This is a genomic window from Leifsonia aquatica H1aii (assembly GCF_000633535.1).
Lineage (GTDB): Bacteria > Actinomycetota > Actinomycetes > Actinomycetales > Microbacteriaceae > Leifsonia > Leifsonia aquatica_A.
Map to the genome: position 1 here is coordinate 1 of NZ_AYMR01000033.1, position 12,835 is coordinate 12,835.

General features: G+C 67.4%; 9 protein-coding genes and 1 riboswitch. Of the genes, 2 read left to right on the forward strand and 7 right to left on the reverse strand.

The window, feature by feature from the left end:
* The first annotated feature begins 219 nt into the window (after positions 1–219).
* Together U870_RS0120140 and U870_RS0120145 are read left to right on the forward strand one after the other, a co-directional pair.
* Positions 220–1,449, forward strand: coding sequence for an MFS transporter (locus tag U870_RS0120140; RefSeq protein WP_025159164.1), 1,230 nt, complete (start codon positions 220–222; stop codon positions 1,447–1,449).
* Positions 1,449–1,940, forward strand: a complete 492-nt coding sequence (locus tag U870_RS0120145) for an inorganic diphosphatase (RefSeq protein WP_025159165.1) — start codon at positions 1,449–1,451, stop codon at positions 1,938–1,940. Before U870_RS0120140 ends, U870_RS0120145 begins: the two co-directional genes overlap by 1 nt.
* 12 nt (positions 1,941–1,952) lie before the next feature.
* Here the strand turns inward: U870_RS0120145 and U870_RS0120150 are convergent, their stop codons facing one another.
* From U870_RS0120150 to U870_RS0120190, 7 genes are all read right to left on the reverse strand, one after another.
* Positions 1,953–3,989 (reverse strand): proton-conducting transporter membrane subunit, encoded by a 2,037-nt coding sequence (locus U870_RS0120150; RefSeq protein ID WP_025159166.1) that lies wholly within the window; start codon positions 3,987–3,989, stop codon positions 1,953–1,955.
* Positions 3,989–4,747 (reverse strand): hypothetical protein, encoded by a 759-nt coding sequence (locus U870_RS0120155; RefSeq protein WP_205288803.1) that lies wholly within the window; start codon positions 4,745–4,747, stop codon positions 3,989–3,991. The genes U870_RS0120150 and U870_RS0120155 overlap by 1 nt, the downstream gene beginning before the upstream one ends.
* Positions 4,748–4,780: 33 nt before the next feature.
* Positions 4,781–7,768, reverse strand: coding sequence for a proton-conducting transporter membrane subunit (locus U870_RS24715; protein WP_205288804.1), 2,988 nt, complete (start codon positions 7,766–7,768; stop codon positions 4,781–4,783).
* A 1-nt stretch (position 7,769) separates the two neighbouring features.
* Complete coding sequence (locus U870_RS0120170; RefSeq protein ID WP_029947929.1) at positions 7,770–8,477, reverse strand: hydrogenase; 708 nt, start codon at positions 8,475–8,477, stop codon at positions 7,770–7,772.
* Positions 8,477–9,436 carry a respiratory chain complex I subunit 1 family protein gene (locus U870_RS0120175; RefSeq protein WP_025159170.1) on the reverse strand — a complete coding sequence of 320 codons (960 nt, stop codon included), beginning with the start codon at positions 9,434–9,436 and terminating at the stop codon, positions 8,477–8,479. Before U870_RS0120175 ends, U870_RS0120170 begins: the two co-directional genes overlap by 1 nt.
* A gap of 189 nt (positions 9,437–9,625) precedes the next feature.
* A complete protein-coding gene (locus tag U870_RS0120185; protein ID WP_025159171.1) occupies positions 9,626–11,161 on the reverse strand; it encodes a MutS-related protein in 1,536 nt (511 codons plus the stop codon).
* Positions 11,158–12,702, reverse strand: a complete 1,545-nt coding sequence (locus U870_RS0120190) for a MutS-related protein (protein WP_029947930.1) — start codon at positions 12,700–12,702, stop codon at positions 11,158–11,160. Before U870_RS0120190 ends, U870_RS0120185 begins: the two co-directional genes overlap by 4 nt.
* A gap of 37 nt (positions 12,703–12,739) precedes the next feature.
* Positions 12,740–12,802: riboswitch (Fluoride riboswitch) on the reverse strand.
* Positions 12,803–12,835: the final 33 nt, after the last annotated feature.

Below are 12,835 nucleotides of genomic sequence, written 5' to 3' on the forward strand. Positions count from 1 at the left end.
ATCAAGCCCCTCGCGCAGCGCCCGCACCCGTTCGAGTACGAGCTCTATTACGGCGTCTGAGATGTCGGCCGCCGCCACGACTTCTGCCGCAGCGCCGGCAGAACACGAACGCTCCCGCGCCGTCATGGGTTCGTCCACGGGCCCGGTGCGGGAGCCAGAGGGGGAACGTCCTTCGCCGAGGCGTTCCCCCTCGACCTGACACTTTCGGAGGATACGCCGATGAGCGAACCACGTGGAACGGGCAAAGACCCGAACGAGCCCTGGATCACACCCGGCGTCGTCTCGATCGGGGCGGCGAGCTTCTTCTCCGATTCCGGGCACGAGATCGCCACCAGTTTGATGCCAGCGTTCCTGACCAGTGTGCTCGGAGGTTCCGCGGCGCCGCTCGGTGTCATCGAAGGGATCAGCGATGCTCTCACGGGTGTGACGAAAGTGGTGGGAGGCCCGCTCGCGAACGACCCGGGCCGCCGTCGCTCGCTCGCGACCGGCGGGTACATCTTCACCGCCGTCGCGACGGCGGCGATCGGGCTGGCGACCACGGTGTGGCAGGTCGGCGTCCTCCGAGCATTCGCGTGGGCGGCACGCGGAGTGCGCTCACCGGCCCGCGACTCTGTTCTCGGTTCGCTAGCGAACCCGAACGCGTACGGCAGATCGTTTGGTATCGAGCGGGTCGGGGATAATCTTGGCGCTGTCGTCGGCCCGCTGCTGGCTGCCGGTTTGGTCGCCTGGGTTGGTATTCGTCCCGCGATCTGGTTTTCGTTCATCCCCGGCATCCTCGCTGCGGTTGCGATCATCGTCGCGGCCAGGGAAGCGAAACGTCGCTTCGGCGACCAGGCGAAGGAGCGTGTCCGACTCAACATTGCAGGACTGCGGTCGGCGGGGCTCGGACGGCCGCTGGTGCCTATCCTGCTGTTCGAGTGCGGCAATTTGGCCACCACGATGCTGATCCTCCGCGCGACCGACCAGCTCACCGCGCTCGGGTTCGCGTCCGCCGCGTCGCTGGCGATCCTGTTCTACGCCGGCCACAACGCCATCGCAGCCGCGATCTCCTTCATCGGTGGGGTCTGGCTCGATCGCGCCGGGCCACGCATCGTGTTCGCCGCCGGCGCCGCCGCCTACGTGCTCGGGTACGCAGCGTTCTCCGTCCCCAGCGTCGGGTGGGTTCTTCTGCTAGTCGGGTTCGTTCTGGCCGGGGCAGGCATCGGTCTCGCAGAGACGGCGGAGTCTGCGCTTGTTGCGCGTACCCTTCCTGACCGTGTGCGAGGCAGCGGCTTCGGAGTTCTCGGCGGCATTCAAGCGGTCCGCAACATCGTCGGAACCGTCGTCGCGGGAATCCTCTACACGACTCTGTCGCCGACCGCAGCATTCGTCTACGCGGCCGCGTGGATGCTGCTGTCGCTGGCCGCCTCGGTCTTCTTCACCCATCCCAGTTCGGAAAGGACATCCTGATGCAGTTTGACGTCACTATCGAAATCCCGGCCGGCAGCAGCAACAAGTACGAGATCGACCACAACACCGGCCGGTTACGGCTGGATCGGACGCTCTTCTCCTCGATGGTGTACCCCGTCGACTACGGCTTCATCCCCGACACCCTTGGTGAGGACGGTGACCCGCTGGACGCGTTCGTCCTCCTCGAAGCGCCGGTAGTTCCGAACGTCGATGTCGCGTCGCGTCCTGTCGGTGTGCTGCGGATGACCGACGAGGCGGGCATCGACTGGAAGATCATCTGTGTACCCGACGGTGATCCCCGCTGGGTCAGCATTCAGGATGTTTCGGACGTCCCTCAGGGACTCCTTGCGAAGATCGAGCACTTCTTCGCTCAGTACAAGGAGTTGGAGCCCGGAAAGCATGCGGAGCTCGCGGGATGGGGTGACAGGGTTGAGGCCGAACGGATCGTCGGCGACGCATTGGCTCGCGAACGAGGTCGCGGCGGCCACTGATTACTCGTACCGTCATGCCAGAGCGGTCACCACGACGATGACCGCCAGCAGCGCGATCAGCATGTATGCCATGTACGCGTCCAGCCGACCGGACTGCAGCCTCCGGGCAGCGGCGACAACGGCACGCACGATCGGAAGCAGCGGGCGGTACAGGTAGCGCTGCACCACGTCGGTGACGTCTACGACGTAGCCGAGCCGGGCCGATGCCGCGGCGGGTCGTCCCGTCGATGTCTCGGGATCCGGGTTCAGCTCACGGAGCTCATGCCGTGTCATCAGCAGCGCGGCGAGCACCTTGCGGATCGGGTTGGCGAACCCGTAGGACGTGTACCCGGTGCGCCCTGGCGCGCCTTCCGAACCGGAGGTCCAGGCGGTCGTGCGTCGCACCCGCCAGAACCGGCGACCGGAGAACAGCACCGCCAAGATGATGGTGAGCACAGCGTAGGCGGGGATCACGATCCACAGCCAGGTCGGCGACAGGGCGGAGAAGTCCGAGAACACCGGTTGGAGGATCCACCCGCCGACCAGAGCCCCCTCGGTCGCCGTCCCGACGAGCGGCCGGACGCCGGCAGCGATCATCGCGACCACCAACGGTGCGAGTGCGGCGACCCCGAGGCAGACGGCGGCCAGGAGGATCGTCGCCACCCGGTGACTCCATGACCGTTCGATCGCGTCGCGGGCGGGATGCGAATTCGCCGGCTTGCCGAACGCGGTGAGCCCGACGAGGCGGACGAACGCGATCCCGGAGACGCCGATCGTGAGCGCGACGAGGATGCCGCACACCGCCATGCACAGTTGCAGCGGCAGCTCGTCGACCCGGAACTGCTGCATCAGCGCCTCCAACGTCATCCACTCGGAGGCGAACCCTGCCGTCAACGGCATGCCGGCAAGTGTGAGCCCGCCGATAACGAGGCCGACACCGGCGAACGGCAAGGTTCGGGCGACCCCGCGAAGCTGACCGAGGTCGGTGGTCCCGAGCCCGGCCTCGACCGCATTCGCACTGATGAACAGCAGCGACTTCGCTGCGGCGTGGGTGATCACCTGGAGGGTTCCCGCCAACAGGCCGACGGCGACGAGCCGTTTCGAGCCGACCGCCTCGCCGACCATCGCGACCGCGAATCCGGCTCCGATCACGCCGGCGTTCTCCACGCTCGACCAGGCGATCAGGCCGCGCAGATCGGCGTGGACGGCAGCATGGGCGATCCCGAGGATGGCCGACGCCCCGGCGAGCAGGAGGACGACGCAGGTGAGCCAGATCGGTCGTGCGCCGAGGACCTCCAGGGTTCGCCACAATCCGTAGAAGCCGGCGTTGACGGCCATGCCGGCCAGGAGGGCGCGGACCGGTCCGGGAGCGGCCGAGTAGCTGGGCGGCAGCCAGACATGGGCAGGCACGAGGCCGACCTTCACCGCGAACCCGGCGAGGAGGAGTGTGTAGCCGAGCGCCGTCCACGGGCCAGGATGCCTGCCGAGGTCGGAGAGGGCTATCGAACCGGACTGTGCTGCGAGGACGCCGCCGCCGAGCAGCAGCAGAGCGCCGCTGGTCTTGCTGAACCCGGCGGCGAGAACCGCTGCTCGCCCCCGTCCTGCTCGAGCCCGGTCGTAGCCAACGGCCAGGTAAAAGGAGAAGCCGAGCAACTCCCAACCGGCAAGCAGCAGGAACAGGTCGTTCGCGGTCAGCACCATCCCGACGGCGAGGCCGACGAGCGCGGCGGCCGAGCCGAGCCGTGGGCGGGTCGACCTGCCCCGGGTCAGCCCGGCCAGGAACGCCGGGACGGCGACACCGAAGGTGATGACCAGGAAGAGCCCGGTCAACGCGTCCACGCGCAGCCCGATCGCGCCGAGGGGCGAGGAGGACTCCAGCGTCACGAGCTCGCCGGCACCGGCGAGTGCGCGAGCGCCGACGAAGACGAGGAGGACCGATGCGAGCACGGAGAGCGTCCACGATGTCGCTGCCGCGACCCTCGACCAACGCTGTGCTGACGCATCCGCCCGCAGCGCTGCCCAGCCGATGCCGCCGGCCGCAACGAAGAGGAGGAGCCCGACCACGGTCATCAATTCGTCTCCTTCCGGTCAGGCAGCCGGTCGAGCGCCAGCAGGATCCCTTGCAGGATCGCGAACGGGGTGGCCGGTGAGCCGGGCACCCACACGTCGACGTCGAGAAGGCCGCCGATGCCGCCGGAGACGGCATAGCCGGCGCCGACGATGCCTCCGCTGATCGCATCCACTCCGGTGGCGATCACGACGGTCGGTTCGGGCATCGCGTCGAGGGTTGCTCGAAGCGCCGCCGTCATGCCGTGCGCACCCACCCCGGTGACGAGCAGGATGTCGGCGTGCCGTGGGCTGGCGGTGAAGAACAGGCCGAGGCGGTGGAGGTCGTAGACGGGGTTGGTCAGCGCCTGCACCTCCCACTCGTCGGATCCGTCCGAGCCGGTGTCGATGTGCCGCAGGTGGACGGATCGCCGCAAACGCCGGACGCGGGCACCGAGTTCGGCGCGGAGGGCGCGAAGCGTCTCGTCGGTCTCGACGGGTTCGCCGACCACGATGCTGCGGCGGGTCAGCCCGGCGATGTCGGATCCGTCGCGCCACGTGAAGGTGTGCGGAGCGATCAGCGGGCAGCGTCCACAGAGGACGCACCGGCCGCGGTCGAGCCGCAGTCGTCCGTCGTCTCCGCGATAGATCGCCTGCGTGGGGCAAGCGTCGATGGCGTGCTCGGTGTCTCGGTCGGCTGCCCCTGGCGCGGTGACGTCGATGCTGCCCGGGAACGCGTCGCCGTACTCGTCGGGTCGTTTGGGCCACTGGGTGGTGATCACCCCGTCGCGGAGTCCTCGTGTCGCCCACGGCATCTACATCGCCACCCCTGCTGCGCTGAGTCCGAAGCTGAACTCGATGAAGGCGAAGTCGGTGAGGACGTCGCCGATGAACACGTCGTGGAAGAGGACGAGGTTGTGCAGGGACGGCGTCCGAGCGAAGCAGCGCACGATCCGGCCGTCCTCCACCTCGGTGACGTAGACGATCTCGCCATGCGGCCCTTCCGCCCAGCCGATCGCGCTCCCCGATGCGGCGGAGACATGCGCGCGGGAGCTCTCGCCGGCTGTGTCCCGCAGCGCGGCACACGCGCGTTCGATGAGCAGCATCGAGGTCTCGACCTCCGTCCAGCGAACCCGGGTGCGGGCCAGAACGTCAGCGGTCTCCTCGACGGCGGGCTCCAACCCGTCCACCAGCAGCGGGTACGCATCGGTCGGTCGGGACCACCGGTTGTCGTCGACCGTCCCGCTGCCGCGGCCGACGGGGCCGAGCGCGCCCCACTCGGCGGCATGGGCCGGATCGAGCCTGCCCGTCCCGCGAAGCCGGTCGAGGAACGACGGGGTCTTCATCGCCAACACCGCATCCGGCCGGATCCGGTCGGCCAGGTCGTGGACAGCGTCCCTGACCTCGTCCGGGCTGAGCCGCAGCGGTCGTGTGATTCCGCCGGGGGCGACGAAGGAGCGACCGAACCGGCTTCCGGTCAGGGCGCTCATCAGCCGCAGCGTGGACTCCTTGTGCCAGGAGAACCGGGTGTTCGCCACTGCCAGACCGGCAGCCTCCGTGAGCTTCATGGCCACGTCGAGGTGGTTGGCGATTCGTTCGACCTCGGCGACGACGACCCGCGACAGCTGCGCCCGCAGCGGCGGGACGGTGCCGGTGAGCGCTTCGATGGAGTGGGCGTACGCCGTCGCGTGGGAGACCGAAGCGATTCCTTCGACCCGTTCGGCGACCAGCGCGCCGTCCTCGACGCTGCGGCCTTCGAACGCTTTGGCGATGCCGCGGTGTTTGTAGTGCGGGCGGATGTTCAGCCGGGGGATGTCCTCGCCAGGGGTCTCGACGAGGTACTCGATCGATTCGGCGACGCCGGAACGTACCGGCCCGTAGGCGATCGTGAACAGCCCGCGGCCCTCCACGTCGATCGGTCCTGGCGGTGTTGCGGTGCGCACTGCAGACGACGCCGACCCGGTGCCGTTCTGACCGGGTCGGGGGCGAACGGAACCGTCGACGACCGGCAGCAGGAGCGGGTCGAGGCGGGGATGCCCGACCGGCACGACGCCGGACAGATCCGCGGCAGCGCGTTCGTACCAGAACGCACTCGGGATCAACGGCGTCAGCGACGGATAACGCAGCCCGTCACCGTCGTCGGCGACGTCCGTCGCCAGCAGTTCGAAGCCTCCGTTGACGGCGAGCAGTGCCGTCAGCCGGCAGCCTGCGGCCGTCGCGGTGCCGTAGAGTCCGGCGAACCGTGCCCCGTCCGCGACGCTGTCGCGGATCGTCTCCCGCCACTGCTCCGCCAGCTGGATCTCGCTCATCGCCCCACCCCCAGCTGTTGGGCGCCTGCGTTCAGCAGGGCGGTCAGCGCGTCCGGTGGATGCACCCCGAGCCAGAACAGTGCGGCGATCGCTACGACGACAGGGACCACCATCCACACGCTCGGCTCGCCGCGGGTCGGAAGGGGTTCCCCATCGTCTGCCGGCCGGAACAGCATCCGGGGTGACCGCCATCGACAGGCCGAAGAACGCGAAGGTCACCAGTACGACCAGGGCGGCGGCCCCGGCGGTCTTCGCCCCTTGGAGGCCGCCGATGACGATCTGGAACTCGCTGCGGAAGATGCTGAACGGTGGCAGCGCGCACAGCGCGAAGATCGCCAGCAGGAACAGCGTCGCCGACCACGGCAGCACGTCGAGCCCGTCGCGTATCCGTCGGAGCTCTTTCGTCCGGTAGTTGTGGACGAACACACCCGCGCCCATGAACGCGGCGCCCTTGCCGAGCGCGTGGCCGAGCACGTGGAGAAGGACACCGGCGAAGGCGAGGGGGGTTCCGAAGCTGACACCGATCGCGAGGATGCCCATGTGCTCGATGCTGGAGTACGCGAGCATCCGTTTGAGGTTCTTCTGGTCGAACAGGTAGAGCGCCGCCAGCAGCAGGGAAAGCACGCCGAAGATCAGCAGCATGGTCTGCGGGAAGGTCGGGCCGAGCGCGGCGACGGCGACCTGGAAATAGCGGACGATGGCGTAGAAGCTGGTCGCCAGCAAAGCCCCGGACAGCAGCGCCGAAACCGGGGTCGGCGCCTCGGAGTGCGCGTCAGGCAACCAGGTGTGCACGGGGAAGAGACCGACCTTCGTCCCGTATCCGACAACTGCAAGAGCGAACGCGAGCTGCACCGGCGTCGACGGAAGGTGCTTCGCAGCATCCAGCAGCGGCGCGAAAGCCAGGTCGTAGGAGGAGCCGAGCGCCGTGGCTCCGGCGTAGTAGAGCATGATCGTGGCTAACAGTGCGATGCCGAGCCCTGAGGAGGCGATGAGGACGTACTTCCAGGCGGCTTCCGCCGCTTCGTCCGTGTTGTCGAGGGCGACGAGGAGGGCGGAGACGACGGTCGTGATCTCCACGGCGATCCAGAGCAGCGCGAGCCCGTTGACCAGAGGTGCGCAGATCATCGACCAGGCGAAGATGTTGAAGCCTGCGTAGAACCGGGCGGAGTAACACCGGAAGCTGCGATCGACGCTGACGCTCGAACCGGCTGCCGCGCGGGCACGGTCACCGAAGTAGCCGACGGCGTAGATGCTGGTCAGCGCAAACAGGGACGTCGTCGCCAGGAGGAACACGCAGCCGACCGCATCCAGACGGAGATAGCCGGTCACCTCCACGGTGCCGGTGGTGGCTGCCGGGATGAGCACGATCGAGAAGGCGACGCAGGCGATGGAGACGACCACTGTCAGGGCGCGGGCGACCCGGTACGGAGTGACGAAGGAGATGATCGCGGCGACGAGCGGCAGGGTGATGAGGAGGATCAGCAGTGTCGACATCTCAGCCTCGCAACCGGTCGAGCGGGACGGTGGAGAGCGTGTTGGAGCGGCCGTGGTGGATGCGGATGAGCACACCGAAGACCACGACGGCGACCAGCAGGTCGAACAGGAACGCGACCTCGAGGATGAGCGGAAGCCCGGCGGCCACGACCAGGCTCGCCATCGAGACACCGTTCTCCAGCGAGAAGAACCCGATCGCCTGACTGACCACGTCGCGGCGCAGGATCATCAGCACGAACGAGACCAGGACCACCGCCATCGACAGGCTCAGTGCGGTCGAAGGGAGGACAGGGGAGTCGATGTGCAGGGCGCCGACGGCGAAGAACCCGAACGCGGCGACGATCAGGGCGATCACGACCTCGCTGGCCACGCCGACCGCGCCGCTGCCGGCGATCTCGGTTCCGGAGCGGCGCAACTGTCGCAGTATGACCAGCGGGACGATCACCACCTTGAGGGCGAAGGAGATCGCAGCCAATGCGTAGAGCTCGGGGATGCCACGGCCGGCGCCCACCACGAAGGCGAGAACACTGACCGCCGCGGATTGCATCGCGTACAGCCCCACCTGGGAGCGCAGCATCGCCGCACGCAGCATCCCGAACTCGAGCAGCAGGACGATCACGGCGACCGTGTTCGCGGTGCCCTCGTAGACGGTCAGCACGTTCTGGGTCGCGGTCGCGACGCCTCTCACGATCGCAGACACAGGGGGCATCAGCCACCTCCGAGGTAGAGGGTGAGGATGGCGAGCACGGCGAGCAGGAAGGCGGCCGCGACGAACTCGGTGATCTTGAACAGCCGGAGCTTGGCGAAGGTGTTGTCGATCACCGCGACGACGACACCGAGGGCAGTGGCCTTCGCGAGCAGCGCGATGATTGCGAGCACCACCAGGTCGAGGCGTCCGCTCGGGGCGAGACCCCACGGGGCGACGAAGACGTTGAGCAGGATCGTGTAGAAGATCAGCTGCTTCGCCGCCGAACCCAACTTCAGCAGAGCGAGGTACGGGCCCGAGTGCTCGAAGGACCGGGCCTCCTCGATCATCCCGAACTCGATGGTGCCGGTGTGAGTTTCGACGGGGATGCGCGCGGTCTCGAACAGGATCACCATGAACAGCGCCGCCGAGGCGAGCAGGTGCGCCGGCCGCACGATCTGCTCCGGCCCGCTGGTGACGGTCGCGCCCAGCACGTACGGCAGATCCGTGGTCGTGAGGATCGCGACCGTGAAGACGACCAGCAGCACGACCGGCTCGGTGATCGCCCCGAAGGTCTTCGCGCGGCTGGAGCCGAGCTGCGCGTACGGGTCCCCCGTGGAGGCTGCGGCGACGGCGACCACGAAGCTCGCGAGCGCGAGGATGAAGCCGCCGCCGAGGATGTCGCCCATGTTACCCAGCGGCAGCCCGAAGGTGGTCAGCACGGGGATCAGCAACGGGACGGTCAGGTAGCAGGCGAAGGCGATCACCGGTCCGGCGAGGAAGAACCAGCCCGCCCCGGAGGGGGCGAGCGCCTCTTTGCCGAACAGCTTCGCGAGATCGTAGTAGGGCTGCAGGATCTTCGGGCCGCGCCGGCCCTGCATCCGGGCTTCGACGCGCGCGATGATCCCGCTCACGCCCGGCGCGGCGCCGGCGATCGTGAGGACTTGGAGGAACTGGATGACGGGTGCGGAAAGCGCGATCACGGTGCCTCCGCCGCGGTCGTCGCAGCCACGGTCGGAGGTGGATCGGAGCGGGGGCTCTGCCCGGTGCTCTCGTCCTCGTCCCAGTGCGCGTGCATGCCTGTTCCCATCTCTGGTCACAGGGGCTATCAGCGCGTAGGCGGTTCGGACGAGGGTCGTCCCGGCGAGCTCCATCGCCGGATGCTCAGTGAATCACGGCTCTTCGAATGCGGTCAAGGACATCCGTTCGGCGGGTTGCGGATCCTCCTGCTCGCCGAATACGCGTCGGTAGACGTCCCAGCCGAAGCTGGTGGAGAGCGGCTCGCCTTCGGCCAAGGTGAAGTCGCGGCCGCCGTGCTCGCCCCGGTGGGCACGGAGGAACAGGATGTCGTCGCGGTTCTCTTCACGCAACCGGTGGGCGAAGTCGAACAGGTGCGTGACGAAGGCGACGGTCACGTCACAGTCTCGGAACGCATGGACGACGTGGCGGGCGATCTCCGACCCCTCGCGTTCGTTCGTGGAGGCGAACGACTCGTTGAAGAGGACCATTGCGCCGGGTGCGACAGCGTCGACGACCCGGCTCATCCGGCTGAGCTCCTCATCCAGCTTGCCGCTGACGAGCTGTTTGTCCTCCTCCCGCTTGAAATGGGTGAGGATGCCGGTGCGGACGCCGGTGCTGAACGCCGCGGCCGGGGCGAAGAGCCCGCACTGGGTGAGCAGCTGCGCCTGGCCGAGGCTGCGCAGGAAGGTCGACTTGCCTCCACGGTTCGCACCGGTGATGACTACCAGCGGGGTCTGTGGGGCGTCGATCGTGTAGCCGACCGCAGGGCGTCCGCTGATGAGCACGAGCGCGACATCGTAGAGTTCGTCGCTTGTGAACCCGTGCGTCTCGGTCAACGTCGGAATCGCTGTCGGTTCACCGTGCGCGGTCAGAGCATCGTGCAGGTTGATGGCGCCGAGGTAGAACGCGAGCTCGCGTTGCAGCATGGTCAGGAAACTCTTGATGTGGTCCGTGGACTGGATCAGCGCGTTCGCGACCAGGTCGACACCGCGGTCCTGCAGCTCGTGGAGGGCGCTGAAGCCCGCCTCGTCCCGGTCCGGGATGGTCATCGTGTGGGCGGGATGGGTGAAGCCGAGCCGCTGCAGCAGCGGGATGCGCTTGCCGGAAGGGCGGCGGAGGGTGATCTTGGTCGCCGTGTTCGCCTCCCCGAGGTGCGCGCTGCTGAGCACGCCGTGCCGGAATCGCAGCTGGGCGAGGTGCTCGTCGATCTCCTCGAAGTACTCGTCCGTCAGCTCGGCTTGCAGCATCTGGAACAGAGTCGTGAACGCCGGCGACTGGAACGTGGGCGCGTTCTCGTCGGCGAGCAGCCGAAGACTGCGCAGGTAGCGGATGTAGACCTCCATCAGCTGCGTGCCGTGATGGACCATCCCAGTGGGGGAAGACAGTCCCCAGCTGTAGATCCGCTTCGCCTCGGCTAGCGCCTGGACGGGCAGGGCGTAGAACGCGCGGATCGCGTCCGGGTTCGAAAGCGCGTCGGTGAGCGCCTGCTGACGGTGCCGGATCTGCTCCGCGTCGGTCAACGGCTGGTGGAGGGCTGCGGTCGCCGTTTCCGCGAGGAACGCGTCATCGGCTGCCATTGCGTGCACGAGGGCGCCGAGTTCGAGGTCGGCGAACCGGTCGTGCTGGTTGTCGTCGGGGTGGTCGAGGAGTGCGAAATCGGCGTTGGTGAACAGCAGGTGTGCTCTCATGATCCGATCCGTTCGGTGATGCGAGTGGTGGAGAGCCCGTACCGGTCGGCCAGCGCGGTCGCGTGCGCCAGCCCGTCGGCGGGGCGACGTTCGATGTGGAACGTGCGTCTGGTCACGTCGTCCGGGTCGACTTCGGCGACCATGCTGACCGTCTCCGGGCCGAGGTCGGTCAGCTCGTCGATGAACGTCACGTAGACACCCATCGCGCCCTCGTCGATCAGCGTGCGCAGGATCCGTTCCCCCAGCTCCAGCGCGTCCTGGGCGGTGGTGGAGGTAAACGTCTCGTTCATGATCACGATGCTGCGATCGTCTGCGGCGGCGATGATCGCGTGCGCGCGAATCAGGTCGTCTTCGAGTTTGCCGGCCAGGTTGGTGAGGTCCTCCTGCCGTTCGAAATGGGTGTAGAGCCGGTCGAACAACGGAAGGGCTGCTTGGCGAGCGGGGACGGGCAGCCCCAACGCGGCAAGATAGTGCAACTGTCCGAAAGACCGCGCGAACGTGGTCTTTCCGCCTTGGTTGGCGCCGGTGATGACGAGGAACTGTTCACCGCGGCGCAGCTGGAAGCCGTTGGCCACCAGCGGCTTCGCGTCGGTCTGCCGCTTGTACGCCAGCGCCAGGTCATAGCCTTCGACAGCTTCAATCAGACGTTCGTCCGTAACTCGCGGAACGCACACCGGTAGGCGAGTGCCTGAGGCGCGGGCGAGGTAGTCCTGGTAGGTGAAATAGAACTGCAGCTCGTGATCGAATCGGGCGAGGGAAGCGGATTGGAACGTGGCGTGCTCAGTGCAGAACTCCGCCAACGCTGCGAACGGCTCGGGAAACACGTCAGCGACGAGGCCGAGGATGCCTGCCTCGACATGGTTCATATCGACCGAGTCGATGAACTTGGTCCGATGCGAGCCGGCGTCGGACTGGCGGAACTTCGCGAACGTCGCTGCGACGTCGGCGCTGAAGTCCGTCTCCCCTCCGAAAGGAATCACGGTCACGCTGTTGCCTTCGATGTGGAACTCGTACTCGATGTCATCCAGCTGCTCGGTGACACGTTCGGCGTCTTCGGCCAACCGGGTGAACCCTTCGGAGGCGACGTAGCGGTCCAGATGATCCTGGAACGCCAGCATTCCCGCCGACTCGAGTGGAGCATCCATGAGGCCGCGGGCGAGGTTGCCGGTAATGGTGACATAGTGGCTGACGGCGTCCAGGAACACTCGTTGCCGCTGCAGCACGTAACGGAGTTTGTCGACGAGAGCGAGCTGAGCGCGCAGACCCCGCATCCCTTCAGCGAAGGCGCGCCCGGACTGTTGCACCCGCTCATGCGCCAGGTCGGCCAGGACGGCGTGACGGAACTCAACCTGTTCCAACGTGGACAGCGGAGTCCAGAAAACGGGCCCGAGTTCGTACTCGTCGGTGCCGAGGACACGGTCGACCACCTGGTCGAGGGCGAGATCGGGGAAACAGTCCGGTTGCGTCGTCGCTAGTTCGACTGTCGCCGCGTCTGCGGCGGGGAACAGGATGCTCGTCAGTTGTGCGCGGTTCTCTTCCACGTGGTCCTCCTACCTGGACGCGATGCAAAGCAAGGGTGTTCAGGTAGAAGCCATCAGCGGGGACCCCGCGGTTTCGGTGAGCTTCATCACCGTGTTGAGAGCACCACGATACACCCGTGGCCGGTGTGGTTGA

Coding starts and splice junctions, on each gene's coding strand:
- U870_RS0120140 (WP_025159164.1), top strand. CDS start 220: ATGAGCGAACCACGTGGAACGGGCAAAGACCCGAACGAGCCCTGGATC.
- U870_RS0120145 (WP_025159165.1), top strand. CDS start 1,449: ATGCAGTTTGACGTCACTATCGAAATCCCGGCCGGCAGCAGCAACAAG.
- U870_RS0120150 (WP_025159166.1), bottom strand. CDS start 3,989: ATGACCGTGGTCGGGCTCCTCCTCTTCGTTGCGGCCGGCGGCATCGGC.
- U870_RS24715 (WP_205288804.1), bottom strand. CDS start 7,768: ATGTCGACACTGCTGATCCTCCTCATCACCCTGCCGCTCGTCGCCGCG.
- U870_RS0120170 (WP_029947929.1), bottom strand. CDS start 8,477: ATGCCCCCTGTGTCTGCGATCGTGAGAGGCGTCGCGACCGCGACCCAG.
- U870_RS0120185 (WP_025159171.1), bottom strand. CDS start 11,161: ATGAGAGCACACCTGCTGTTCACCAACGCCGATTTCGCACTCCTCGAC.